Origin of the sequence: Citrobacter braakii (assembly GCF_002075345.1) — a bacterium.
Classification (GTDB): domain Bacteria; phylum Pseudomonadota; class Gammaproteobacteria; order Enterobacterales; family Enterobacteriaceae; genus Citrobacter; species Citrobacter braakii.
Map to the genome: position 1 here is coordinate 77,503 of NZ_NAEW01000002.1, position 24,307 is coordinate 101,809.

A 24,307-nucleotide genomic window follows, 5' to 3' on the forward strand; every position below is an offset into this window, starting at 1 on the left:
TCATTACCCGCTAAAATCAGTGACGGCAGATCTTGCTTTCGTGCGTAGAGAAGCCGTCTTCTTTTGCAATAAACTTTCCCTTCGCCGCTAAAAACGCCACCAGCTCAGCTGCCGACATATCCGCCGCAGAACAGGTGTGAAAACGAGCCTGCTCGCCAAACCGTGCCGTAATCGCCGCTTCAAGGCTGGCATTTGAATACTGCTCGCCAGATTCAATCATCATGTTGAGCACTTCGTGACCGTGAATAGATTCCATACTACCTCCTCAATAAAGTCCGTAGCCTAATGTGAACGGCACGGCCTTGCTTTGCGCTAACGCAGGTTTACCCGCAGATAAATATCATTTGTGATACATCTTAACGCGCCAAACATCGTAAAGATTAATGTACATTCATTGTAACGGTGATTTGACGAAAATAGCGTTTTGCCTTAACCTGCGCCGCAGATATAACCGTTGATTATCTCTGGGACAGAGGAAAGCGTGAAAAACAGAACCCTGGGTAGTATTTTTATCGTGGCGGGAACCACGATTGGTGCCGGAATGTTGGCAATGCCGCTGGCCGCGGCAGGCGTGGGGTTTAGCGTCACGCTGGTATTGTTAGTGAGTCTTTGGGCGCTAATGTGCTACACCGCGCTGTTGCTGCTTGAAGTGTATCAACACGTACCGGCAGACACCGGGTTGGGTACGCTGGCAAAACGTTATCTTGGTCGTTACGGACAATGGGTAACGGGCTTTAGCATGATGTTTTTAATGTACGCGCTGACGGCGGCGTATATCAGTGGCGCTGGTGAGTTGCTGGCTTCCAGCATCAGCGACTGGACCGGGACAACGCTCTCCCCGACAACAGGCGTACTGCTGTTCACCTTTGTTGCCGGTGGCGTGGTTTGCGTTGGCACATCTTTGGTCGATCTGTTCAACCGTCTGTTGTTCAGTGCCAAGATAATCTTCCTGGTGGTGATGCTGGCCCTGTTAATGCCGCATATCCATAAAGTAAACCTGCTTACGTTACCGCTTCAGCAGGGGCTGGCACTGTCTGCAATCCCGGTTATCTTCACTTCGTTCGGTTTTCACGGCAGCGTCCCCAGTATCGTCAGCTATATGAACGGTAACATCCGTAAACTGCGTTGGGTGTTTATCACCGGTAGTGCCATTCCGCTAGTCGCCTATATCTTCTGGCAACTGGCCACGCTTGGCAGTATTAACTCCTCAACGTTCATGGGGCTGTTAGCCAACCACGCTGGTTTAAACGGTTTATTACAAGCATTACGTGAAGTCGTGGCTTCGCCGCACGTCGAACTGGCGGTGCATCTGTTTGCCGACCTTGCGCTGGCAACCTCTTTCCTCGGCGTCGCATTGGGATTATTTGACTACCTGGCCGACCTCTTCCAGCGCCGCAATACCGTAGCAGGAAGAATGCAAACCGGCGTGGTGACCTTCCTGCCGCCGCTGGCATTCGCGCTGTTCTATCCGCGTGGTTTCGTCATGGCCCTGGGGTATGCGGGCGTTGCCCTGGCGGTGCTGGCGCTGCTCATTCCCTCGATGCTGGCATGGCAGAGCAGAAAACAGAATCCACAGGCTAAATATCGCGTGGCAGGGGGTGCTCCGGCGCTGGCGCTGGTATTTTTGTGCGGCATTGTGGTGATAGCCGTACAGTTTTCTATTGCAGCAGGATTACTACCGGAAGTGGGTTAAAACAAAAGGGGCTTAACGCCCCTTTTTCTTAATGCAAACAGCACTGCTTATATTTTTTGCCGCTACCGCACGGACAAAGGTCATTGCGCCCTACCTTGGCATCCACTTTGACCGGTACTTTAATCGGCGTTTCCTGAGGATGCGCCATCCAGTAAGCATGCAGATCCAGCGCCGCCAGGCGGATGGCATCCACGCTCTCTTCGAACGCTTCTGGCGTCATTTTCTCAACGACCGCAAAGTTTTCTTCCGTACCGTGCAGCGCAATAGCCTCGAGCGCTGGTTTTAACGAGTCTGGTAACGCGGACCAGTCCGACAGCGCGACGCCGCGCATATAACCAAAACACCACTCTTCAACGATGGTCAGTTCATGCTCGTCAATTTCACGCAAACCAAACAGCGGCTCAAACTGCTCAGGATATTCATCCAGGCGATCGGCCGTATCCGCCATATGTTGAAACGCCAGGTTCATGAAACGCGTCATTTCTTTTTCGGAGGACCAGCGAGGAACATACTGCGCGCCGCCCCAAATAGCGACCAGCCACTGCTCCGGTTCAATTTCATACGGTGAACTCAGTACCGCCGTCAGTAAACCATCCAGTTCTGACACATCCAGAATAGCCTTATCCGTATTGTACTTAGTCAGTACATCATCCAGCCATTCCAGTTCGCTCTCGTTTAATGGTCCCGTTTTCATAACGCTTTTCCTTAGTCAAAAAATCTTGCCTGTGATCATCCTACATGGCTGGAGGGATAACAGATATAAATGGGCATATGCGGCTTACAGCAGCCGCCTGTTCAGGTTAACAGGAAAAGAGGGGAATTCCGGTAGTTAACGCACAAAAGAGAACACTAAGCCGCCGGGCATCATACCGGGAAAACACAATAAAACCACCCGCAGGTGGTTTACTGTTGTTCAATACGGTTGAGCGTTGCGGTATAGCCCGTTTTCGCTACTGCGTTAAGTAGAGTATCGGTTGGGAAACCTTCTGGCACGATGGCTTCTGCCTGCCGGGTTTTGAGAGAGGATTTTGCTTTAATCACGCCGTCGGTTTCACGTAGCGCCTGATTGACCGAAATAACGCATAACGAGCAGGTCATATTTTGTATATCCAGCACCACTTTTTGATTGGCCGCCTGAGCCCACAGCGGCAACAGCAAGCATGCAACTAACGCGAAGATCTTCATTCAAATACCTCATAAAACCAGGCAACAAGCGTTGGGTAAAATAGCACCGGCAAAATCAATGCCAGCGCGCACCAGTAGAGAACGCGCGCTTGCTTCAGAGTTAACCACCCGGAGCACCACAACCGTTTGGAAAAATAGAGCCGCCAGAAGACACGCAGTAATAATCCCAGGGACAGCAGTACCAGAGGAGTTCGCAAAAACTCAAACCGGGTGAAAACGGCGAAGCTCGCCGCCGAAATACCAAACAGCAGGTAAAGTAGCGGTCCAACACAGCATAAGCCAGCGGTGACGGCGGCCGCAGCAGCCGTCAACAGGGTAATCCCCGCACCTTTAGCGTTGTTCTGTGGCGACATAGCTGTAGGAGAACGCTTTAGGATCATAAAAATTGATCGGGTCGCCATCGACTTCAGCGTAAGGATAACCAAAGTTATTCATGGCCCCCTGCTCCGTTGCCGGATACAACTCGAAATCACGCCCGTAGTTGAATCCAACCCAGTTCATTTCCCAGTTACCAAACAGGTAAGCGTTAACCGCCTGGACATCGGCATCCTGATGCGTTTTTTTCTCTGCCAGACGCATTTTGGTCACGTCAGCAGGATCGCACGGTAACCAACCGTAACCTGCCAGATAGAACTCAGCACGGCAGTGTTGACCGCCGCTCACATTGGCAACGCCTGCACTGTCGGCTGTGCCAAAAGCACTTTTCGAGTAACGTTCGAGCTTATTGGCCTTGCCCAGACGGATGCCAAACAGTTCGCGCGCCGGAATACCGCTGGCCCGCGCCAGAGCAACAAAAACGGAGCTCATGTCGGTGCATTTTCCTTTGAGCTTACCGCTTTTTAATATCTCCGCCACATCTCCCGTGCCGCAGCCAATAACGTCGTTGTCACGCTCCATATGGCTGCTGACCCATTCGTAAATCAGGCGCGCTTTTTTTAGCGGATCCTGCTCATTACCGGTGATTTTACGCGCGGTTTCCAGGACCAGTCCATCAACTGGGGTATGTGCCGTCGGCAACAGATACGGTTTTACATCCAGCGGATAAATAATCTGCTCAGGTGCCTGCCAGTTTTTCAGCGCGTCCTGCTTCAGCGGTTCCCAGTCGGCGGTTTCAATGTCGATATCAACGTTAACCAACAATTCACCCTGCGAGTCAGCCCAGGTGGCAAACAGCGTTTTCGCGCCATAGGTATTATTGGTGGTGACGTACGCCTGCTTATAGTTTCCGCTAAAGGCAAGCGCTGTCATTTGTTGAAACGCGGTATCCACCGGTAGCGGGATCCACAGTTTCACCACGCCGCTCGATCCCTTAGGAGGATTAAGTTTATACGTTTGAGATAAGACAAAGCGTCGACGAGCTATTGGCGCAACGGATGGCTCAGCGGCACGTACCGTCTGGCTAATGACTGCAGGGCCGACTAATCCGGCGGCGGAAAGGAGAACGCTATTTTTGAGAAACTGACGACGTTGCATTGCTGTCTGTCCAGATTGTAAGAGTTGAGCTACGGCTAAAGGGGAAACCGTACGCGATCATCACAGCAGACAGAGGCTGGCATAAAAAGGCGAGTCGATGGAGATTATTCATCAATAACAGACCTGTTAACTGTGAATGAAGTGAGAAACTGCAAGGTCGCTATTAAGCCATTTACAGCCAAAAAAGTACAGCAGCGGAGATACGTTCAGACTATATACACAGTCGTTGCCAGTTTGCGGGCTAACCCTCTTGCCCCCTCGCGCATGACCGTATTGTGATTCCAGCGAAATACAGGTGCTGCCAGCGGGGCGAGATAATTCATCCAGCGGATCGTGGTACGCACATTCCAGTCATATCTGACAATAGTCGCTGTACCATTGGCAGTAAAAGACCATACCCCTCGCCCTTCCACCGCGCCGCTGGCTTGTCCTTCGAGCAATGTGCAAGGCCGTATTTTCAACACATTGATATCAAAGGTTAAGCGATAAGGAAGCGCCCCTTTCCAGGTATAACGATGCAACGCCCCAATACCCCGTAAATCCCCTTTCCTTATCTCAACGATGCGTTCCAGACTTCCCCACCATTCAGGCCACCTGTCCGGATGGGAAAAAACATCCCATACCTCCTGAATTGAAGCCTCAACCCGCCAGACTGTGGAAAACTGATAGTCAGCCATAGTGCAGGCTCCCTCAAGGCGTGAAAAAATTGACGGGGAAACGGGTGTTGATAACCATAGCATCCAGCAGAACAGTTTCTAATCGCTGCCCATCTGGCGCATAGCTGATCACTTTGGCAGGGAGTCCATGATAGTTATCCAGCCAGATGTCGTAGCGGTGAACGCAACTCGCGGAGAAAATGAGACGCGCATAACCGCCCCCTGTATCGGTACTATCTGCAAACTGGAGTCATCAGCTGTCGACTGTTTTTATTATAGTTCTTAATTGCGCGGCACTCCTCTCCCGGCCCCTCAGACTCCGTACAGACAACAGGCTTAAATTGTTCATTTTCTATTCAGATGAGATGAAGGTATAAGACTATACTTTAATAGCCATACTTTTAATGGGTATTAATCATGAAACTGCCATCGGTATTGTCATGCGCCGTCCTCGTATTGCTGCTGGCGTCATCGTCCGCCGCAGCCAGCGCGTTACAAAACCAGGCCGCAAGAGAGCAAGAGTTAAGCGCGGCACTTCTTGCAGGAAATGGCGTCATCATCATTGGCGGGACGGATGATTTCGCTTTCACATTCAGGGCACGTAACCGAATCCACAGACATTTGGCGATTCAGGATGGCATAGGCGATCCCATCATGATGAATGGTTTTCAGGACCACAACTATAATCCCGCCCGGGATGGCTTTATCAACAACCCAGCCCGGGGAAGGTTTATGTTTAATGCACCGATTCGTCGATAGATTGATTGGCAATGGGGAGTGTGTAGCGGGCGGCTTAACGTATCTGGCTGGCTTACTTGACGCAAAATATCTATGGTTCGTCAAAAGCCGGCACAAAAAACCACCCGTAGGTGGTTTCGCGACACTGCTTATTGCTTTGATTGTTCTATGAGGGTTATCAGCCAAGAGCAGACCCCGGTATGAAGTTAAACAGGCTCCCGATAATATTAAGCGGAAAGATTACTTAACCCGCTTCCCTGTTTCGTCAATGACCTTTTCGCCATCCTCTTTGGTAAAAGAGCCTTTCTGACCTTCAGGTAAAATATCCAGCACAATTTCTGAGGGACGACAAAGACGCGTGCCAAGCGGCGTCACTACAATCGGCCGATTAATCAGGATCGGATGCTGAATCATAAAATCGATCAACTGCTCATCAGAAAACTTATCTTCATCAAGACCCAGCTGCTCATAAGGTTCAACGTTCTTACGCAGCAATGCGCGTACTGAAATGCCCATATCTGAAATCAGTTTGGTCAGTTCATCACGAGTCGGGGGCGTATCGAGATAATAAATAATAGTTGGTTCGTTACCGCTGTTACGGATCATCTCCAGCGTGTTACGTGAGGTGCCACAGGCCGGGTTGTGATAGATGGTAATGTTGCTCATATCAGTATCTCATTACAAAGTGACAGAGAGCCGCCACGCCAGCGCGGCCAGAGTGACGAACAGCACGGGCAGAGTCATGATAATGCCAGTGCGGAAGTAATATCCCCAGGTGATGGTCATATTTTTCTGTGCCAACACATGAAGCCACAGCAGAGTTGCCAGACTGCCTATCGGGGTGATTTTAGGACCTAAATCGCAGCCAATCACATTGGCATAAATCATCGCCTCTTTGACGACGCCGGTCGCAGCACTCCCGTCAATGGACAATGCACCAATCAGCACCGTCGGCATATTGTTCATCACAGACGACAGGAAGGCAGTCAGGAAGCCGGTACCGAACGTGGCAGCCCATAAACCTTTGTCTGCCAGCATATTGAGTACAGCAGAAAGATACTCGGTGAGTCCTGCATTACGCAGGCCGTAGACGACCATATACATACCCAGCGAGAAAATCACGATCTGCCAGGGCGCCCCGCGCAGCACTTTCCCGGTATTAATGGCGTGGCCACGCTTGGCTACCACGAACAGCACCGCAGCCCCAACTGCTGCTATCGCGCTTACTGGGATCCCCAGCGGCTCCAGAACAAAGAAACCGACCAGCAGGAACAGCAGAACAATCCAGCCCGCCCTGAACGTCGCCGGATCTTTAATCGCACTGGCAGGCATCTTGAGCAGTGAAACGTCATAACTGGCCGGGATGTCGCGGCGGAAGAAGAGATGGAGCATGACCAGCGTGGCAGCAATGGCCGCCAGGTTCACAGGAACCATCACGGAGGCATACTGTGTAAAGCCCAGGCCGAAGAAATCCGCCGAGACAATATTGACCAGGTTAGAGACAATCAGCGGCAGGCTGGCTGTATCTGCGATAAATCCTGCAGCCATGACAAAGGCCAGCGTCGTCGCCTGGCTGAACCCCAGGGCGAGCAGCATCGCAATCACAATCGGCGTCAGTATCAGTGCTGCACCGTCGTTAGCAAACAGCGCAGCAACAGCAGCGCCAAGCAGTATTATCCAGGTAAACAGCAGGCGACCACGCCCGTTACCCCAGCGGGAGACATGCAGCGCGGCCCATTCAAAGAAACCGGACTCATCGAGCAGCAGGCTGATGATAATCACCGCGATGAATGCCGCTGTTGCGTTCCAGACGATATTCCAGACTACGGGAATATCATCAATGTGGATGACCCCTGTCCCCAGTGCCAGTAAGGCTCCGATACTTGCGCTCCAGCCAATGCTGAGACCTCTGGGCTGCCAGATGACCAAGACCAGCGTCAGTATAAAAATACTCCCTGCCAAAAGCATTTTAGATTCCTTTATATATGATTATGCGTATGTAAAAAATTCTCTCAACAGGATGTGCAGGCTGATTTTTTCAGCCATTCACCCACATCTTTCCTCAGACACTGCCAGGACGTCGTGATCGTCTCAGCGGCCCACGCTGGCATGTGGGGAGACAGACGGTAGTGAATCCATTTGCCTTCCCGGCGGTCAAGCACCAGCTCCGCTTCTCGCAGAATAGCCATGTGGCGAGAAATTTTAGGCTGTGATTCAGAGGTCGCCGCGCATATATCGCATACGCACAGTTCGCCGGATTCCCGGAGAAGCATAACAATGGCGAGACGGGTTTCATCCGACAGGATTTTAAAAAGCTGAACTGGCTGTAGCATTTTTTACTCCGTTCCCTTTAGAATACATATATGATAAATCATATGTGTTGAATTTGAAATCACAGAACCTCCCGGAGGAGTAAAAAATGGAACACTTTCCTGCACTGAATGCTGATTGCTTCGATCAGCAGATTGCTGAACGCCTGCAGCTCCAGGAGCCGCCACGCATACTGATCCTGTATGGCTCGGTAAGAGAGCGTTCTTACAGTCGCTTTGCCGCAGAAGAAGCGGGACGCCTGCTGACGGCGATGGGAGCGGAAGTAAGACTGTTTAACCCCTCAGGTTTACCCCTGCCGGATGATGCCCCAGATACGCACCCAAAAGTCACCGAGCTGCGCGAGCTGGTCAGATGGTGTGATGGGATGGTGTGGAGTTCCCCGGAGCGGCATGGGGCAATGAGTGCGGTGATGAAGGCACAGATCGACTGGATACCCTTAAGCGAAGGGGCCGTTCGCCCTTCACAGGGTAAAACACTGGCGGTGATGCAGGTCTGCGGCGGGTCGCAATCTTTTAACGCCGTGAACCAGATGCGTATCCTTGGGCGCTGGATGAGGATGTTCACGATCCCTAACCAGTCCTCAGTAGCCAAAGCCTGGCAAGAATTCGATGAGAACGGGCGAATGAAACCTTCGTCCTGGTATGATCGTATCGTCGATGTCGCCGAGGAGTTGTTTAAAATCACGCTGCTGCTCAAGGGGCAAACCGATTACCTTGCCGATCGCTACAGCGAACGAAAAGAGAGCCATCAGGAGCTTTCATCCCGCGTCAATCAGGCGAAAATATAAAGTCCTTTTTTACTGAGCTCAAAAACGTCCGCTTTTTGCTGGGCGTTCAACCGCTGGATGCAACAATTTTAATTCTTTGCTGGCTGCGAACCGATAAGCCAGCTCCTTTTGGAAAATACTGTCTGAGCAATCTTTTCGTATTTTTATTTGAACCACGCAGCCAGGAAGATTGAGGATTACAGAATTAAATTTGGGAAGCCGCCCTTATCATCAGGCTCTTTGCGATACCTTTTCTTTTATTTACATATCCAAAACATCATAAAGTTAAGATTTTTTGGACGAATTAGGGTATGGTTGAAGTTCATCCACTCAAGGAAAAGCCTATGTCAGAACGTAAAGACTCTAAATCACGCCGCAACTATCTTGTCAAATGCACCTGCCCAAACTGTACCCAACAATCTGAACACAGTTTTTCAAGAGTACAAAAAGGTTCTCTTTTAATCTGTCCTCATTGCAATAAAGTATTCCAGACAAACCAAAAAGAAGCAGCCTGAATCCGTTTTAGACTCTATTTCTGGAACAGAATCACCACATCTGTATTTTAAGATTTATCAAGCTACAGATAATAGAAAACCCGCTGGCTGCGGGTTTAGTATTTTCATATTTAAAAATAAAAAATATGGTGATATCTGGGAAAAGCTATCTTCTTGCGTATGTTGTCGTGCAAAGCAAGTGGTTAGACTTTTCGTGCAGCGAACCTACACGTACTCACAATGGTCAGCATACTTTCTCATGCAAAAGAGAGATGAAATATGCTGACCGTTGCCCTGAATGCCGGATCAGTAACATTTCATCTCTACTGACCCAACAATACATCCATTGCTTCTGTCAGTATGTCTACTCAGGCTTTAGCCTTCTTCGTTATCGCATACAGACAAAAAAAGGATTTACTCTGTAATAACTACATTGCCAGCAACCGGACCTTTAGTACCATTCTCAATGGAGTAAGAGACTTTTTGCCCTTCAAACAAGGTGCGGAAATTATCGCTCTGGATAGCAGAAAAATGTACAAATAAATCTTTACTACCGTCAACAGGAGAAATAAAACCGAATCCCTTATCGGCATTAAACCATTTTACTAAACCATTCATCTTTTTTGACATTTTGTATTCCTTAATTTGGCCTTCCGGCGAACATGGTTTTATTACAGAAACTACTTAGTGCTTAGTGGGGAGACTCAAAGAAGGGATAAATATAAAACACCTGAAATGAGAACTGCTTTAGTAAACTACTTTGTATTTTGTCTGTTCTTCAAACCGACGCGACCATTAACGCACGGGCGTATATAATAATCAATGTTTATTTTAGCTATCCAGATCTCACGATAGCTGAAAAATATTTCTGGCATTATCCAAGGGTATGTGTATAGTGCAACACGTTATTAGCTTTAAGGAATTTTTTTGTCTCGTAAAATGACAGGAATTGTCAAAGCCTTTGACTGCAAGAGCGGTAAAGGCCTTATCTCCCCCTCCGATGGTCGCAAAGATGTACAGCTTCACATTTCAGCCTTAAGTCTCCGTGACTCAGAAGTACTCATCCCCGGATTACGCGTTGAGTTTTGTCGAATAAATGGTCTTCGAGGCCCCTCGGCTGCGAACGTTTATCTCTCATGACCTGTAGCCGCCCCTCCTGACTTCTGGAATCATAAAAGAGAATTTCAAAACAGGGAGAGTTTCATATGTATCAGAAAATCTATCTCAACGACTGGCTGACGGGCCTTAAGAGCTCATGCTGCACGCTGATAGTAACTCTGCTTGTTTTCATCTAACCTGTTAGTTCAAGACCGGTAAGAGTTGCAATAGCGTTGGCGTATCTATGTTGAGCCCGTCAGGGTGATATGCTTGCGTTACACCCCAAATGCCTGTGATGTACATAGGATGAAAGCCAGGGGATTTCTGAGCTTGAAGGTTCGCTGAGCGAGAAGCGAGAAATTTCAGGCACAAAAAAACCACCCGTAGGTGGTTTCACGACACTGCTTATTGCTTTGATTATTCTTTTCTTTCCCATGGTACCCGGAGTGGGACTTGAACCCACACAGCGCGAACGCCGAGGGATTTTAAATTCTACGTAGGATCAATGAGTTACATAGCAGTGCATTGCGAAACTTTGCTGACGTTGAATGGTCGTCTTTGCAACCACTGGCAGAAAATGGATAGCCGTAGATTGCGTTGAGCACAGAAACAGCACAGGGTAATCGTCTACCTGGTCCTGTAAAGGAGGTTGTTGCCACACAAGCTAAAGCGCTTGACCTGCCCCCAGTATTCGGTACAACTGTCAGTTAGTAATATCTGTTCTGTGAACCGCTCTCTGAATGTGATCCATTCATAATCAGCGCTACCTTTAGAGGTTGAATACCCAGCCCCTGGTAAACATAACGTTCCAGGGGGTACTTTGCGATGAAGGATATTTTTACAGCGTAAATTCGTTTCCGGGTCCAGTGCCCAGGTTATTTACTATATAAGCATCTATTCTCTGATCATTAAATCGCCAGCAGTCAATGGCAAGATCCATCAGCAGGCGTTGCCTTGATGTGATGTTTTCCGCGGACCAGTCTTGATATTCATATCCATATTTCAGCTTAAAGCGATTTAATGCAGTGTTATCACCAATTGAGTACTGGGAGTGGAGTAATCGAGTCATGATGATTTCAGAGTTTAAATATTCTGTTTGTTTTTTCAAAAACCAGTCTTCACTCAAATCATTGCAGTTATTGACGGACTGGTTAATTGTACCCTCTAATAATGTTACATTACCAATCTTGTAGAGATAACTTGTTCGATTTGCATCAGAGAACTCCCCGTTTTCAGGGGCGTTTCGTACCGTCTGAGGAAGAATATGCTCAATTTGCATCTGCTGAATAGCCTGCTGGCTCTTTTCCGGAAAACCGCAAAGATGGCGGATATGATTCTCTAATCTACCCAATACATAACGTTGGCGATACTGAGGCGTAAAATTATAGTCATTAATAATTGAGAATCGTTCTTTAAATTCATCTAAACGCTCCACAACAAAAGGTATAAGTGTTGCTGAAACAACATTTGCAACCTCTGCTTTCGTTTTCACATCCCGAAGCTTTACAGCCCATTGAGTAAAGCGTTGCTCATATGTCTTCGATTGAATAGCCATTGTATTTGTAAAGAATAAAAAGCTCTCAAGTTGAGCACCTAAGAAATCCATTACATCATCAGAACAACTAATGTCCAATGCCATTAGTAAAACCAAATGCTGACGTGAGCGATATTTATTAATATATCCAATGTTACTTACGTTTGGAAAACGGATATTTTCACGCCAGTAGGCTGCTTCATTTGTTGCATTGACCAGGTTAGCGTATCGTTCTGATAATTTTTCCAATTCTTTGACGAGGACCATAGGGCGTGTCTTATACTGCAACGACAGTTCCCCCTCAGCTGAAATGATCCATTTATATATATCATCTTCACGCAAAATCCCGTGATGATATCGTGCCATCAGAAAGTAACGTAAAAAACGAAGCGGGTTATCACTTTCGCCGCAAGACTCAAGGTTATTAGTGATGGATTTCCATGTTGTCTTTATTGCCGAAAACTGTTCTTCTTTTATCTGACTGAAAATCAAATTTTTAACAAGATCCATAGCATTAAGGCTGGCACCACGCTGATTGATCGTTTCGAAGATCTTTAATGCGCTACTTAAGTTCTCTGATTCAATGACAACCAGCTCAACTTTTGTTAAAAAAAAGCGAGCGAAGGAGATTAATCCATTCAAGCTATCTTGCAATTGGTATTTAAGATAATCACGAATGTGATCATACGCGTCAGCCATTTTTTTTACTGAAGCTGTTTCCGCAAAGGTATTGGTTTGCCCTTCAATTAACCGCGAAATAAATCCTCGACTTTCTTCATATTGAAGATCTAGTCTAATTAGATTTTCCTCACTATTAATATCATAACTAGAGAGCCATTCCTCAATAGTTTTCAGATATTCCAGCCCTTTTTTGTCAAGTGTATCCAATCTATCTTTTAATAGATCCCGTAAGGCACACATAGTGATGACAATAGTGGTCAACCGCTGCTGTCCGTCAATAACATCATGCTTTTCCCCATTCTTTACGATAATAACAGAACCGAGAAAATAACCATTTTGATCTTTCTGCTCTGGTTGGTATTCATTGTCTAAATCCATGATAAACTGTTCAACCTGATCATCAACCTTCCATACATACTCACGTTGATAATCGGGAACTAAAAAATAATAATCGCTTAATTTTGATATATTTTTTACATCGGCTTCTATTTTCATTTTATATCCTTACATAGCTGGATGAACACCACAGATCATACTGATCCCAGATCCAATTCACAAACGAACAGGAGAGTAGACCCCTTCTACATTACAGCTATCTCCGTCATCAAAAATCAACTCTCCTGCACTATAACCATCCATGGATAAAATAGCCTTTTCATTGAGAGCCAGACTAAGGCACATTGATGTTTTTATCATATTATCTGTACCATAAACCTCATACCAGTTATCTTCTTTTTTAGAAACCTCTACCTCATACTTTCCTGAGTCAATATTAACCATGCTAAATACATTATCTACATCACATGAATCCTTGCTATCTGTAAAAATTATTTTTTTATCATAGCCATCAACCCTGAGATATGCGTCTTCAGAATAAGCATAAACATAACAATATTTAGTATTAACAAAAGAATCCTTCCCAGTAATTTGATATAAATTACTATCTTTTCTTGTGACATTTATTTCCCACGTATTGGCATGAACATAACCTGGAGCCAAAAACAGGGTTAATAAGAACGGTCCAATCTTGGCTTTAAAGTTTCTAACAATTTTGAAAAACATAAAACCCCTTCTTATATAGTTCTGTAATATTTTAATTTAGCTGGGCTCTTACTACATATCAGCCAACAACATCCCAGCCATGCCATCCAGCCGTTTCTTGACCTTTTCCCACCCAGGCATAACCTGCCCCATCAGGCGGTAAAACTCTTCACTGTGGTTGTGCTCAGCAACATGGCATAACTCATGTAGCAAAACATAATCGATACATTCTGAGGATGCCTTAACCAGCCATGGATTCAGGGTCAGACAGCCTTTTGCTGAACAGTTGCCCCATTGCGTTTGCATCGCCCGCAGACGTATCGGAGGACGCTCACTGACCCAAAGGGTCTGCGGAATCAGTAAATCAAGCCTGCGCTGAAAAACATCTCTGGCACGTTCCCGATACCATTCGGCCAGCAACGCTTTAATCTTTTCTGCCGATTTGTGTCTGACAGTCACTTCCAGCCGCCCACGCAACATTTTCACTCGTTGCGGTACAGTAGCGTCTTCTGTCACTTTCAACTGATATTGCTTACCGAGATAATAATGGCTTTCTCCGCTGACATACTGACGCGAAACAATGTGTGTCTGTTGCTCCCTGAAATCACGCAGTTGCTGGTATATCCAGCGACTTCTTTTTTTCAGCGCAGACAACACCTCGTGCTCCGGTGTTTCTGGAGGTACAGAGACAATAACCCGGCAGTCCGGATGCACCTTGATGAGCACCCTGCCCTTAACGACCTGACGCGAAACACACTGTACGACGATGACCTCATCACCATAGACAATGCGTATTGCTTTCATTGCTGGCGACTCTTTTTCACTCATGATTTCATTAAACCAACGCGCAGTATCTGGATGATAGTTTCCACAATACGGTTTACCTGGTTCATTCCGGCACCTATTTCCCGGCAGGCCGTAAACAGCAGCGGTAAGAGATTTGTCTTGACTGCTTTCTCGATATCCTGAGGGTTCAGGGAGTTTTCTGCCACCGCTTTGACGATAATGCTGTCCACTTCAAAAGCAAGTTTTGTCCACTTATCCTGCACCTGATCGTCGTTTACCGCAAAAACCTCAGGTAGCTCTTTTTTAAATACACCGTAATACGCCTGAGCATGTTTGTTTACCGCCAGTGCATCCGGGATATCACTGAGCTTACGGGCTTCAACTTTTTCTTCAAACTCACGGAATAGGAGATACTGTTTTAGTGGATGGTCGAACAGTTTTTCTGCTTCTTCGATAGCCATACGCAGGAGTTTTGAAAAAGCCTCCTGAGCGTACGGGTCATCACGCAGTTCCTGCTCAATCATCTTCGTCACACGGGTTTTAATGATGTCGGTTTCATTGCGGGTTTTATTGTTGTCCCACTCTTCGGGCTTTTCGCTCTTGCCCATTTTACCTACTTCATATACGCCATTCGGTTCGCGAACCTCAACGCCGGTGACATGCTTATCCAGCAATTTTTTCACTTGCTCAGCGTAGTCGTCATAATTGACCTGCTCGCCGCTGACCTGCATTGCCCACTGGCGCAGACTGGACATCTGTTTTACGGTTTCTTTATAGAGATTTCGGTCTTGTTCCGTAAAGCTCTTGTCGGTGAAGAAGGTAGCGGACTGCAGTGCCACTTTCAGGCATCCGGCAAAGGCCGTTAATGCCTCGAAGAAATCATCACGGGTTTTCTGATGGATATCGACCATATCTCCGTCACGTTCTTCCATTTTAGGCACCAGAACTGCACGCAACTGCTCAGTATCATTCTTGTTTATGACACCGGCAAATATGGCCCACAGTTGGTTATAGAGATGTGGCAGCCGCTTGTATTCAGAACTCATGGCGCTGTACAACCCATCAATATCCTTGATGTCGTATCCTCCTTGAGTTCGGGAGGCGAGATCCTGATATTTACCGATAGTCGTGTCCAGCTCAGCCAGAATGCCGCGATAATCAATCAGCAGACCGAACTTTTTCAGTGGATGCAGTCGGTTCACCCGGGCAATCGCCTGGATAAGGTTGTGGGACTTGAGCGGCTTGTCGATATACAGCACGGTATTCTTCGGTTCATCAAACCCGGTGAGCAGTTTATCAACGACGATCAGCAATTTAAGCTTATCATCGGTATCGAAACGACTGATGATATTGCGGGTATACACAGACTCCTCCTGCGTGCCGACATTATCCTTCCACCATTTCGTCACTTCCGGCAGTTTGCTTTCATCCACCTCGGTATTCCCTTCCCGGGAATCCGGCGGGCTGATAACTACAGCTGACTCAAACAACCCGGCTTCATCAAGATACTTTTTATATTTGATGGCGGAAATCTTGCTGTCGCAGGCAAGTTGCCCTTTCAGCCCCTCATCGATATTCTTCGAGAAGTGTGTGGCGATATCGAGTGCGATCAGCCGGATGCGGTCATCTGCACTGTAGACCTCACCTTTACGGGCATATTTACGTTTAAGGTCGGCTTTTTGCGCTTCGCTTAACCCATCGGTAATACGGTCAAACCAGGCATCTATTGCCCGGTCGTTTACCTCAAGATCAGGAATACGCTCCTCGTAGAGCAGAGGCGTCACCGCCTGATCTTCTACCGCCCGCTGCATGGTATAAGCGTGGACAATCGGCCCGAATTTATTGGTGGTCTTATCTTCTTTCAGCAGAGGCGTACCGGTAAATGCCACAAAGGCGGCATTCGGCAGGGCCAGTTTCATTCGCACATGGTTCTCACCACCCTGGCTGCGGTGTCCTTCATCAATCAGAACGATGATGTTGGGGCTGGTATTGACGCATTCAGGCAATTTTGTCGCTGAGTTAAATTTCTGGATAAGGGTAAAGATTATACGTTCTTTACCAGAGCCAATCTGCTGTGCCAGCTTCTGACCAGAGGTCGCCATCGCTTTGGCTTTATCATCCTTCCCGGCCAGTTCTCCACCAGAAGCGAAAGTACCGCTGAGCTGCCCTTCAAGATCGACACGGTCCGTCACCACCACAATGCGACACTGCTTCAGGCTGTCATGAAGAATCAGCGCCTTGCTGAGGAAAACCATGGTGTACGATTTACCTGACCCCGTGGTATGCCAGATCACCCCACCTTCCCTGCCCCCATCCGGTCTGCGAGTACTGATGCGTTCCAGCAGTCTTTTAATCCCGAACACCTGCTGATAGCGAGCGACTATCTTCCCGGTCTTTTTATCAAGCAGCGTGAAGAAGCGGGTCATCTCCAGCAGACGTTCCGGCGAAAGCAGGCTGATAAGCAGCTTATCCTGTCCACTGACAGCCAGTTCACCTGCGGCTATTAACTGTTGGTACCAGTCGAGATCGGCTGAAGGACGATGATCAAACAACGCATGAATTTGTTCAGACGATAACTTATGGTTGCGCAGCGCATACATCTGCGCGTCAGTAATATCTTCTTCGCGCCATGCCGCCCAGAATTTCATTGGTGTATGACAGGTACCGTAGCGCCCGTCATGCCCGTTAATCGATAGTAATATCTGGCTGTAAGCAAACAGCTGCGGGATTTCATCGTTGAGCTGGTTGCGGATACTCTGGGATATCCCCTCGTCAATGGTTGGCCCTTTCTTACCGTGACCTGCCGGGCTTTTCGCTTCAATGACAGCCAGCGGGATACCATTAACAAAACAGACAATATCCGGCCTGCGGGTTTCAACACCGCCTGACCGCAATACCGTAAACTCTTCAGTAAAATGGAACTGGTTATTTTCCGGATGTTCCCAGTCAATCAGCGCAATCGTGGGGTTCACCTTCTTGCCATCGACAAACTCGGTGACAGCAATACCGTAGAGCAGATGGTTGTACATCCGCTCGTTAGCTTTCAGCAGCCCTTCATTCAGTGCCGGAGAACAGACCTGTGATATCAGGTTATCCAGTGCCTTTTCCGATAACTGACAGGTTTTGCCACCTGCCATAAACGAGCGCTTCGACAACACCTCACGCAGAACCGGACGCAGCACTACCTCATCCTGTTTATAGCCCCGATAACCCATAATCTGTTTCGGGGATAAAAACGTCCAGCCGAGGCTGGTTAGTAATGTCAGTGCCGGAATTTTGGCGCTGTATTCTTCCTGGAATTTAGGTTGGTAGTGCTTATCCACCCGGTAATCCTTCTTGGCAAAGAGGTGAAACTGTATGCCTGGATGGACATACTCAAAATGGACGAAGACTTATGATGAAAAGAACGGCGAGTCCCGATAAAGGCGATCGTACTTGACCTGTTCTGTCTCTCCCTTGTTTACATTACCAAATTTCTCCTGATGCGTCGTACAGCAGGAACCACAGGATGCACAAATAAATCGTCCTTCTGAACATTTTTCATGCAAATCTCTGGCGTCAATTATTTCGCTACATTTGTAACCAATACAGTGATTAATGTAATGCCCAATACCAAACTGTTCGCAGGAATGACTGGCGCATTTAAAGACGGTTAGACGATACGCGGCCTGGAAAGGTTTTTTCACAAATCCTTTCGACTTCGTATCCCAGACGCTGACCTCAACACGAGCATATTTCATATCTGGAACCATCAACACCCCACAACTACGGCAATTCAAGCGGGAATGTAATTCTCTGATACGGTTGAAATACCCGGCCAGTTTAATTGGGAAATCTCGCTTAGAAGGTTCGCCAGCAAACAGATAGGTCATGCCATAATGGGCAAGCCAATCATAAATAGTGAAATCAATATAATCCCGACTGAGGTCGGGTAGTACCTGCGGATCATGGCAGACTTTCGAACGACAAAGGTATTTTTTCTCTATCGTTCCATCAGACTGTTTTGCATTCCAGTGAAATGCCTCACAGGATAATTTTAAATTCCGGGAACGAATTTTCAATGAGCTACACTGCGGGAATAATTTGAAAACAGAAGGATGACTTACAGGGATTTTACCCGATAACACTCCCTGCCATATCTCATGCAGAATAATACTCAGAACCGACTGTTCATCGTTGCGCCCAATCAACGGCAACAATTTACTCAGAATAAAGTATTCAGGATCAGAAGAAATCTCAGGATTTGATTCAATATCATTAACGAAACTGAAATCTTTTCTGAACACTTTCTGTTTAATCAAATACGCATTGATAAAAGGACTAATCACGGAATGTTTGTAAAATTTCTCTCTCGATGAGAATTTCTGCTGATAGGCATCACGGACAAATGGTTGTATATTCATTTTATTTTTCGTGAAACTACGTCGAACAAAGTTTCCTATATCATCATGCCGATGTTCAAGAATCAGCTTACTGCTTATATAATCGTAAAATGCCAAGTAGAGAATAGCACTTATAGATACGTGACTGAGTAATACATTGATGATGTCCGATGGTGCCCCCCCCTGGCAACTCGTAGCCGCAGAACAGCTTTTCACCCAAACAGCGAACTGACCAATATTATCATCGATAAATGACGAAGGCATGACCGCAGGAGATATTTGTTGTGCGATTAAATCATCAAAATTTTTATCAGAGGCGAAAGATGTAAATTGGTCATCGTAGTTACGTGATTTTAAAAATAGCGGTAATATTTTTGTGGCAGCAATATCACTCATAACTAACCGAGTTATAGCACCTTCGCCAAAGGACTGAGTAAGGCAATTAACAATGCTGTCACGATAAGGCCAACGAACGAAATCAACACCCTCCTCAATAATAGCCCGGAGATACTCAATGAGGAGCTCACCCGTCTCCTCATCTGTTTTATCAAGTAAGTGAACGTTAAAAGCTGTAGGCTTACCATTTTTACCTGTACCTTGCCTGAACAGTACCGGTGTATTGTCAGCAGGCGTATAGTTCCGGTTTATCTCATTCTTATGAAAAAACAGCTCATTACCGTTCTCAGACGAGATAAACCCAAAGTTATTTTCTCGATCCGTTTTGCTGTTATAGCCTCCGAACCAGAGAACATGTCCCAGGTACCACCGGGAACTATCTAGACTGTTCACTGCCATAAGTAAGCCTCCTTCCGCTTTGTCAGTGCAGGCAGCACTTTTTAAATTTTTTACCGCTGCCACACGGACACGGGGCATTACGACCGGGCAGTTTTTCTGCCCTCTTCACGGGAACAGGCCGGGATGATACCTCTGACATTCTCACCGACAACCAGTGCTGATAAAGCGCCAGTGCCGCAGGCTGAATGAGAGTAATACTCTGTCAAATTGAGCGGGTGACATTTTCTCAACCACAGGGAAGTTTTTTTCGATACCATGAAGGGCTATTGCCTCCAGCGAGGGGCGTAAGGCCTCCGGCAAGGCTGACCAGTCATCCAGAGACCGGCCTTTCATATACCCGAAACACCACACTCTTCGACGATGGTATATGTTTTACCTTTAACCTTACGTCCATTGAATATCGGTTCAAACTGTTCAGGGACCTCATACAAGCAGCCTGCAATATCGTTAATATGCTGAAAACACAGCCCCACAAAACGCGTCATCTCGATTTCGGTGGCCCAGTGAGGGTGGTAGTCACCACGTCCCCAGATAGCACTGAGCCAGGTATTAGGGGGAATCATATTAGGGCCAGAGACAATCGCCGTCAGGAAGCCATCCAGCTCAGAGAAACAGAGCACAGAGTCATCATTACCATATTTCAGCAACACCTCTTCCAGCCAGTCGATTTCCCGGTCAGTCAGTGGCCCTCTTTTCGTCAGTTTCATGCAGCAACAGCCTCATCGATTTTCACCCGACGTTTCCCGGTCAGTAATTGCTGCATCAGGGCTTTTTTCTCGTCTTTCAGGCAGGCGAGTTTTTTCTCCAGCGTGGAGATTTCGACGTCAGCTGCGGACAGGACGATGGCGATTTTTTGTTGTTCTTCATAATTAGGTATTGCTAATTTTAATGTCTTTATGTCATCACTATTGATTGATTCAAATGTGCTACCTTGTGATAGGGAACACCATTTTGGTTCAAACCAAAGAAACCATTGATAAAGAAATGATTGGCTCATTTTTCTCTTGGATTTTATAGCCGATATACCACGCCCTATACATGCTTTATGTTGAGAAAGTGCAACAGTACCTACAGGTGCCCTGACACTTAGAAGAATATCTCCGGGAGAACATTCTTTCGTAATGTCAGACGTATAAACTCTGGGACATGAAACTCGGCACTTTATATCGGTATTACCCTGTATTAATGGTAAACCTAAGCCATTATCATTGTAGGCTTCGGATTTAGGCGATGACCCCATAATAATATGCGCTACTTCAGACAATGAGCACGTATACCACTCCCCACTAAATCTCCCCCCATTCTCATCCAGCAACCGTTTTTTTCCCGTGAGCAATTGCTGCATCAGGGCTTTTTTCTGCTGCTGACTATTGGCGAGCAGCTTTTCCGTCACCGAAATGGCCTTATCCCAGGTTGACAGGATTTGGGCTATTTTCTTTTGTTCAGCAACAGGAGGGGTAAGCACAAATTGATTATCAATGTCTTTTTTTTGAACATGTAATAATGTTGATTTGAAACCATGAGCCTGCGCTTCAATTTTTTGAGTTATATGCAATAAAGCTAAATACAGCCAGTGTCCATGAACATTTTCATTTGCAAATACCTTGTAGATATGCTGATTCAAAACACCTTTTGGCCCATTCCAAATGAAAGGACCGAAGGATACACCTTTTGTACCTGCCCAGGAAAATAGTAACTGCCCTGGTTCAACCAACCATTTATCCTGAGGAACACCTGAAAAATAGTTATAATTATCGCTTCCATTCAAATTTTGAATTCGAATGATAGGGATACCTTGTGTATCCCACTCATGTGGCTTAAAACTATTACCATTTTGTAACTTACAAATATCTGACACTTGGAGAAGCGTCCACCCCTTAGGCACCATAACCCAACTCCTCCAGATAACCCGCCATCTGCATTTCCAATTTCGCTAGTTCCACTTTCAATTGCTCACGCTCAGCACGCACGGCTAGTAAATCAATCTCGTCCTCTTCCTCAAAGGTATCCACATAACGAGGGATATTGAGGTTGTAATCGTTGTCCTGAATTTCCTTCAGGCTGGCAAGATAAGCGTATTTCTCGACGTTATCGCCATTGCGGTAGGTCTTAACGATTTTTTCGATGTTTTCTTCACTGAGCTGGTTCTGGTTTTTACCTGCCTTGAATTCGCGGCTGGCATCGATAAACAGCACCTTGTCATCCACTTTCTGTTTTTTGAAAATCAGAATCGCAGCCGGTATCCCCGTACCGTAAAACAATTTTTCCGGCAGACCAATTACCGCATCCAGCAGATTTTCATCAATCAGTTTTTGGCGAATCTTACCTTCGCTGGAACCACGGAACAGCACACCGTGTGGCACTACCACGCCCATACGACCTGTCCTCGGTTTCAGGGTTTCTATCATGTGCGAGATAAAGGCGTAATCCCCCTTAGTCTTCGGCGGTACACCACGACGGAAGCGGCCAAACTTATCGTTCTCGGCCTCATCGTGGCCCCACTTATCCAGGCTGAACGGCGGGTTAGCGGTCACGATATCAAACAGCATCAGGTCGCCATTTTTATCGAGCAGCTTCGGGTTACGAATGGTATCGCCCCACTCGATTTTGTGGTTGTCTTCGCCGTGCAAGAACATGTTCATTTTCGCCAGCGACCATGTAGAGCCAATGGCCTCCTGACCGAACAACGCATAATTGCGGCTATCATGTCCTGAGACAATTTTACGCCCGCACTTCATTAGCAAAGAACCGGAACCACAGGCCGGGTCGCAGATGGTATCACCCGGTTGCGGATCGAGCAGTTCAGCAATCAGATCCGAGACTTCCGGCGGAGTATAGAACTCACCTGCTTTCTGCCCACCGCTGGCGGCAAAGTTTTTGATCAGATATTCGTAAGCATTACCGATAACGTCCAGCGTACCTACACGGCTCGGCTTCAGGTTGAGATCTTCACCGGCGAAGTCTTCCAGCAACTGGCGCAGAATTGTGTTCTTCTGTTTTTCTTCACCCAAGCGGTCAGTGTTAAACGAAATATCCTGGAAGACACTTTTCCCGGCGTCTTTCAGTTTGGTGCCATTGGCTTCTTCAATCGCATGCAATGCCTGATCGATACGCTCGCCGTTGCCCGGTTCATGACGGCGCTCATACAGAGCATAGAAACTGGCGATTTTTGGCAACACGAAGCGTTCATTCGCCATCATCGCTTCAATCAGCTCCGGCGTATCACCATATTGTTCTTTATATTCGTCGTAGTGATCTTGCCAGACATCCGAAATGTACTTGAGGAACAGCATGGTAAGGATAAAGTCTTTGTAAGTATCAGCACTGATGGTGCCACGGAAGGTGTCGCACGCGGACCACAGGGCTTTGTTGATGGTATCCTGACTGATTTTATTATTCATGAATCATCCAATTACGAGAGTGATTGCACCAGCATTCAGCATTGGCAATTAATGGGCTAATAATACCGGAAAACATATTTTGGGGCATGTCATACTCTGACAGAAATCAAAATGAAGTAAGAGGAAAAAGAGAAATGAAGCAGGATGATGAACGCAATAAACAAAAACAAAAAAACCACCCGTAGGTGGTTTCACGACACTGCTTATTGCTTTGATTATTCTTTTCTTTCCCATGGTACCCGGAGTGGGACTTGAACCCACACAGCGCGAACGCCGAGGGATTTTAAATCCCTTGTGTCTACCGATTCCACCATCCGGGCTCGGGAAGAAATTGGAGGCGCGTTCCGGAGTCGAACCGGACTAGACGGATTTGCAATCCGCTACATAACCGCTTTGCTAACGCGCCGAAATCTTCTGGCTTTTCAGCCGACATCCGCTATTGCCGATGTCTTTAATTTGGAGCGGGAAACGAGACTCGAACTCGCGACCCCGACCTTGGCAAGGTCGTGCTCTACCAACTGAGCTATTCCCGCATCACCAAGTAACTTTGTTAATCACTTGATTTTGTTATCGTCTGGCAATCAGTGCTGCCGTTCGATGCGTTGCATTCTACTTACCTGACGCAATGAGTCAACGATATTTTTCACCACTGACGATCGTTTGCTGAAATTTGCGCCGAAACGATCACTGTTCAAGCAAATCTCCCCACGCAGCGCTCAAATACTGGAACATTGACCACAACGTCAGTATCGCGGCGACGAAGAAAAGTGCGATCCCGGCGTACTCTACCCAAATATTTGGACGCCACAGCAGCCATGCGAGCGCGGCCATTTGCGAAGTGGTTTTCACTTTGCCGATCCAGGACACCGCCACACTGCTACGTTTACCCAGTTCAGCCATCCACTCACGCAGCGCAGAGATAATAATTTCACGCGCAATCATCGTGGCGGCAGGAAGCGTTACCCACCAGCTGTGATAGTGCTCGGTCACCAGCACCATCGCGATAGCCACCAGTACCTTATCAGCCACCGGATCGAGGAAGGCGCCAAAACGCGTGCTTTGGTTCCAGCGACGCGCCAGATAGCCGTCAAACCAGTCGGTGACCGCCGCAATACAGAAGATCAGCGCACAAACGAAGGGAGCCCAGGTGAATGGCAGATAAAAAGCCAATACAAAGAATGGGATCAGGATGACGCGAAACAGCGTGAGCAACGTAGGGATATTAAATTGCATATGACGGATAACTATCTGTT

At 47.1% G+C, this 24,307-nt stretch carries 24 protein-coding genes, 3 tRNA genes and 2 pseudogenes; 6 read left to right on the forward strand and 23 right to left on the reverse strand.

Annotation, left to right across the window (positions count from 1 at the left end; all coding sequences use genetic code 11):
- Nucleotides 1–16 precede the first annotated feature (16 nt).
- The gene (locus tag BZK42_RS04745) at nt 17–256 is read right to left on the reverse strand and encodes a YecH family metal-binding protein (RefSeq protein ID WP_016153457.1); all 240 of its coding nucleotides are present in this window, start codon (nt 254–256) and stop codon (nt 17–19) included.
- Between the two features lie 225 nt (nt 257–481).
- Between BZK42_RS04745 and tyrP the strand changes: the two genes are divergently transcribed.
- Nucleotides 482–1,693, forward strand: coding sequence for a tyrosine transporter TyrP (gene tyrP / locus BZK42_RS04750; protein ID WP_019077056.1), 1,212 nt, complete (start codon nt 482–484; stop codon nt 1,691–1,693).
- A gap of 28 nt (nt 1,694–1,721) precedes the next feature.
- Here tyrP and BZK42_RS04755 read toward each other — a convergent pair whose 3' ends face one another.
- The 5 genes from BZK42_RS04755 to BZK42_RS04775 all read right to left on the reverse strand — a co-directional run bounded on the left by BZK42_RS04755 (nt 1,722) and on the right by BZK42_RS04775 (nt 5,028).
- On the reverse strand, nt 1,722–2,387 hold the full coding sequence (locus BZK42_RS04755) for a YecA/YgfB family protein (protein WP_080858830.1): 666 nt from the start codon (nt 2,385–2,387) through the stop codon (nt 1,722–1,724).
- A 209-nt stretch (nt 2,388–2,596) separates the two neighbouring features.
- Nucleotides 2,597–2,878: a heavy-metal-associated domain-containing protein gene (locus BZK42_RS04760; protein ID WP_016153460.1), complete on the reverse strand. Its 282-nt coding sequence runs from the start codon at nt 2,876–2,878 to the stop codon at nt 2,597–2,599.
- A complete protein-coding gene (locus tag BZK42_RS04765; protein WP_047416569.1) occupies nt 2,875–3,231 on the reverse strand; it encodes a mercuric transporter MerT family protein in 357 nt (118 codons plus the stop codon). The genes BZK42_RS04760 and BZK42_RS04765 overlap by 4 nt, the downstream gene beginning before the upstream one ends.
- A complete protein-coding gene (locus BZK42_RS04770) occupies nt 3,209–4,351 on the reverse strand; it encodes a transglutaminase-like domain-containing protein (protein ID WP_029139580.1) in 1,143 nt (380 codons plus the stop codon). The genes BZK42_RS04765 and BZK42_RS04770 overlap by 23 nt, the downstream gene beginning before the upstream one ends.
- A 206-nt stretch (nt 4,352–4,557) precedes the next feature.
- On the reverse strand, nt 4,558–5,028 hold the full coding sequence (locus BZK42_RS04775; protein ID WP_080858831.1) for an SRPBCC family protein: 471 nt from the start codon (nt 5,026–5,028) through the stop codon (nt 4,558–4,560).
- A 396-nt stretch (nt 5,029–5,424) separates the two neighbouring features.
- Here BZK42_RS04775 and BZK42_RS04785 point away from each other — a divergent pair, with 396 nt between their 5' ends.
- Nucleotides 5,425–5,766, forward strand: coding sequence for a hypothetical protein (locus tag BZK42_RS04785; protein WP_080858832.1), 342 nt, complete (start codon nt 5,425–5,427; stop codon nt 5,764–5,766).
- A gap of 219 nt (nt 5,767–5,985) precedes the next feature.
- On the opposite strand, the gene arsC is transcribed toward BZK42_RS04785, so the two are convergent.
- From arsC to BZK42_RS04800, 3 genes are read right to left on the reverse strand one after another with little or no spacing between them, the layout of a single operon-like run.
- Nucleotides 5,986–6,411 (reverse strand): glutaredoxin-dependent arsenate reductase, encoded by a 426-nt coding sequence (arsC, locus tag BZK42_RS04790; RefSeq protein WP_019077061.1) that lies wholly within the window; start codon nt 6,409–6,411, stop codon nt 5,986–5,988.
- A 12-nt stretch (nt 6,412–6,423) separates the two neighbouring features.
- Nucleotides 6,424–7,713: an arsenic transporter gene (locus tag BZK42_RS04795; RefSeq protein WP_016156830.1), complete on the reverse strand. Its 1,290-nt coding sequence runs from the start codon at nt 7,711–7,713 to the stop codon at nt 6,424–6,426.
- 44 nt (nt 7,714–7,757) lie between these two features.
- Nucleotides 7,758–8,078: a transcriptional regulator gene (locus tag BZK42_RS04800; protein WP_016153468.1), complete on the reverse strand. Its 321-nt coding sequence runs from the start codon at nt 8,076–8,078 to the stop codon at nt 7,758–7,760.
- Nucleotides 8,079–8,164: 86 nt separating this feature from the next.
- On the opposite strand from BZK42_RS04800, the gene arsH reads away from it, so the two are divergent.
- A complete protein-coding gene (gene arsH / locus BZK42_RS04805) occupies nt 8,165–8,863 on the forward strand; it encodes an arsenical resistance protein ArsH (RefSeq protein ID WP_016153469.1) in 699 nt (232 codons plus the stop codon).
- Between the two features lie 58 nt (nt 8,864–8,921).
- Here arsH and BZK42_RS29235 read toward each other — a convergent pair.
- Nucleotides 8,922–9,047 (reverse strand): annotated as a pseudogene (locus BZK42_RS29235) (IS30 family transposase); the annotation flags it as partial.
- Nucleotides 9,048–9,186: 139 nt separating this feature from the next.
- Here BZK42_RS29235 and BZK42_RS29240 point away from each other — a divergent pair.
- Nucleotides 9,187–9,357, forward strand: coding sequence for a YnfU family zinc-binding protein (locus tag BZK42_RS29240; RefSeq protein WP_162835200.1), 171 nt, complete (start codon nt 9,187–9,189; stop codon nt 9,355–9,357).
- Nucleotides 9,358–9,750: 393 nt separating this feature from the next.
- On the opposite strand, the gene cspA is transcribed toward BZK42_RS29240, so the two are convergent.
- Entirely contained in the window at nt 9,751–9,966 is a 216-nt protein-coding gene (gene cspA, locus BZK42_RS04810) for an RNA chaperone/antiterminator CspA (protein ID WP_016153470.1), read from the reverse strand.
- A 297-nt stretch (nt 9,967–10,263) separates the two neighbouring features.
- Here cspA and cspH point away from each other — a divergent pair, with 297 nt between their 5' ends.
- Both cspH and BZK42_RS29630 read left to right on the forward strand, forming a co-directional pair.
- The gene (gene cspH, locus BZK42_RS04815) at nt 10,264–10,476 is read left to right on the forward strand and encodes a cold shock-like protein CspH (RefSeq protein ID WP_049040548.1); all 213 of its coding nucleotides are present in this window, start codon (nt 10,264–10,266) and stop codon (nt 10,474–10,476) included.
- Nucleotides 10,477–10,541: 65 nt separating this feature from the next.
- On the forward strand, nt 10,542–10,631 hold the full coding sequence (locus tag BZK42_RS29630) for a hypothetical protein (RefSeq protein WP_016153471.1): 90 nt from the start codon (nt 10,542–10,544) through the stop codon (nt 10,629–10,631).
- 641 nt (nt 10,632–11,272) lie between these two features.
- Here BZK42_RS29630 and BZK42_RS04820 read toward each other — a convergent pair.
- From BZK42_RS04820 to pgsA, 12 genes and pseudogenes are all read right to left on the reverse strand, one after another.
- Nucleotides 11,273–13,144 carry a DUF262 domain-containing protein gene (locus tag BZK42_RS04820; RefSeq protein ID WP_080858833.1) on the reverse strand — a complete coding sequence of 624 codons (1,872 nt, stop codon included), beginning with the start codon at nt 13,142–13,144 and terminating at the stop codon, nt 11,273–11,275.
- A 57-nt stretch (nt 13,145–13,201) separates the two neighbouring features.
- Complete coding sequence (locus tag BZK42_RS04825) at nt 13,202–13,711, reverse strand: hypothetical protein (protein ID WP_047358320.1); 510 nt, start codon at nt 13,709–13,711, stop codon at nt 13,202–13,204.
- 51 nt (nt 13,712–13,762) lie between these two features.
- Complete coding sequence (locus tag BZK42_RS04830) at nt 13,763–14,518, reverse strand: M48 family metallopeptidase (RefSeq protein WP_080858834.1); 756 nt, start codon at nt 14,516–14,518, stop codon at nt 13,763–13,765.
- Nucleotides 14,515–17,799: a type I restriction endonuclease subunit R gene (locus tag BZK42_RS04835; RefSeq protein WP_080858835.1), complete on the reverse strand. Its 3,285-nt coding sequence runs from the start codon at nt 17,797–17,799 to the stop codon at nt 14,515–14,517. The genes BZK42_RS04830 and BZK42_RS04835 overlap by 4 nt, the downstream gene beginning before the upstream one ends.
- A gap of 69 nt (nt 17,800–17,868) precedes the next feature.
- Nucleotides 17,869–19,653 carry a cold shock domain-containing protein gene (locus BZK42_RS04840; protein ID WP_080858836.1) on the reverse strand — a complete coding sequence of 595 codons (1,785 nt, stop codon included), beginning with the start codon at nt 19,651–19,653 and terminating at the stop codon, nt 17,869–17,871.
- A 22-nt stretch (nt 19,654–19,675) separates the two neighbouring features.
- Nucleotides 19,676–20,360 (reverse strand): annotated as a pseudogene (locus tag BZK42_RS04845) (YecA/YgfB family protein).
- On the reverse strand, nt 20,357–21,541 hold the full coding sequence (locus BZK42_RS04850) for a restriction endonuclease subunit S (protein ID WP_080858837.1): 1,185 nt from the start codon (nt 21,539–21,541) through the stop codon (nt 20,357–20,359). Before BZK42_RS04850 ends, BZK42_RS04845 begins: the two are co-directional and overlap by 4 nt.
- A complete protein-coding gene (locus BZK42_RS04855; RefSeq protein WP_080858838.1) occupies nt 21,531–23,054 on the reverse strand; it encodes a type I restriction-modification system subunit M in 1,524 nt (507 codons plus the stop codon). The genes BZK42_RS04850 and BZK42_RS04855 overlap by 11 nt, the downstream gene beginning before the upstream one ends.
- A gap of 233 nt (nt 23,055–23,287) precedes the next feature.
- Nucleotides 23,288–23,374, reverse strand: a tRNA-Leu gene (locus tag BZK42_RS04860).
- Nucleotides 23,375–23,386: 12 nt separating this feature from the next.
- Nucleotides 23,387–23,460, reverse strand: a tRNA-Cys gene (locus BZK42_RS04865).
- A 51-nt stretch (nt 23,461–23,511) separates the two neighbouring features.
- Nucleotides 23,512–23,587 (reverse strand) — tRNA-Gly (locus tag BZK42_RS04870).
- A gap of 151 nt (nt 23,588–23,738) precedes the next feature.
- A complete protein-coding gene (gene pgsA / locus BZK42_RS04875; protein ID WP_016153472.1) occupies nt 23,739–24,287 on the reverse strand; it encodes a CDP-diacylglycerol--glycerol-3-phosphate 3-phosphatidyltransferase in 549 nt (182 codons plus the stop codon).
- Nucleotides 24,288–24,307: the final 20 nt, after the last annotated feature.

Bases quoted from the DNA above. Each gene is read 5' to 3' on its own strand.
- BZK42_RS04850 (WP_080858837.1), bottom strand. From the start codon at position 21,541: ATGGTGCCTAAGGGGTGGACGCTTCTCCAAGTGTCAGATATTTGTAAG.
- BZK42_RS04775 (WP_080858831.1), bottom strand. From the start codon at position 5,028: ATGGCTGACTATCAGTTTTCCACAGTCTGGCGGGTTGAGGCTTCAATT.
- pgsA (WP_016153472.1), bottom strand. From the start codon at position 24,287: ATGCAATTTAATATCCCTACGTTGCTCACGCTGTTTCGCGTCATCCTG.
- BZK42_RS04820 (WP_080858833.1), bottom strand. From the start codon at position 13,144: ATGAAAATAGAAGCCGATGTAAAAAATATATCAAAATTAAGCGATTAT.
- BZK42_RS29630 (WP_016153471.1), top strand. From the start codon at position 10,542: ATGTATCAGAAAATCTATCTCAACGACTGGCTGACGGGCCTTAAGAGC.
- BZK42_RS29240 (WP_162835200.1), top strand. From the start codon at position 9,187: ATGTCAGAACGTAAAGACTCTAAATCACGCCGCAACTATCTTGTCAAA.
- BZK42_RS04855 (WP_080858838.1), bottom strand. From the start codon at position 23,054: ATGAATAATAAAATCAGTCAGGATACCATCAACAAAGCCCTGTGGTCC.
- BZK42_RS04825 (WP_047358320.1), bottom strand. From the start codon at position 13,711: ATGTTTTTCAAAATTGTTAGAAACTTTAAAGCCAAGATTGGACCGTTC.
- BZK42_RS04800 (WP_016153468.1), bottom strand. From the start codon at position 8,078: ATGCTACAGCCAGTTCAGCTTTTTAAAATCCTGTCGGATGAAACCCGT.
- BZK42_RS04745 (WP_016153457.1), bottom strand. From the start codon at position 256: ATGGAATCTATTCACGGTCACGAAGTGCTCAACATGATGATTGAATCT.
- BZK42_RS04755 (WP_080858830.1), bottom strand. From the start codon at position 2,387: ATGAAAACGGGACCATTAAACGAGAGCGAACTGGAATGGCTGGATGAT.
- BZK42_RS04830 (WP_080858834.1), bottom strand. From the start codon at position 14,518: ATGAGTGAAAAAGAGTCGCCAGCAATGAAAGCAATACGCATTGTCTAT.
- cspA (WP_016153470.1), bottom strand. From the start codon at position 9,966: ATGTCAAAAAAGATGAATGGTTTAGTAAAATGGTTTAATGCCGATAAG.
- BZK42_RS04785 (WP_080858832.1), top strand. From the start codon at position 5,425: ATGAAACTGCCATCGGTATTGTCATGCGCCGTCCTCGTATTGCTGCTG.
- BZK42_RS04770 (WP_029139580.1), bottom strand. From the start codon at position 4,351: ATGCAACGTCGTCAGTTTCTCAAAAATAGCGTTCTCCTTTCCGCCGCC.
- BZK42_RS04765 (WP_047416569.1), bottom strand. From the start codon at position 3,231: ATGTCGCCACAGAACAACGCTAAAGGTGCGGGGATTACCCTGTTGACG.
- arsH (WP_016153469.1), top strand. From the start codon at position 8,165: ATGGAACACTTTCCTGCACTGAATGCTGATTGCTTCGATCAGCAGATT.
- BZK42_RS04760 (WP_016153460.1), bottom strand. From the start codon at position 2,878: ATGAAGATCTTCGCGTTAGTTGCATGCTTGCTGTTGCCGCTGTGGGCT.
- BZK42_RS04795 (WP_016156830.1), bottom strand. From the start codon at position 7,713: ATGCTTTTGGCAGGGAGTATTTTTATACTGACGCTGGTCTTGGTCATC.
- BZK42_RS04840 (WP_080858836.1), bottom strand. From the start codon at position 19,653: ATGGCAGTGAACAGTCTAGATAGTTCCCGGTGGTACCTGGGACATGTT.
- arsC (WP_019077061.1), bottom strand. From the start codon at position 6,411: ATGAGCAACATTACCATCTATCACAACCCGGCCTGTGGCACCTCACGT.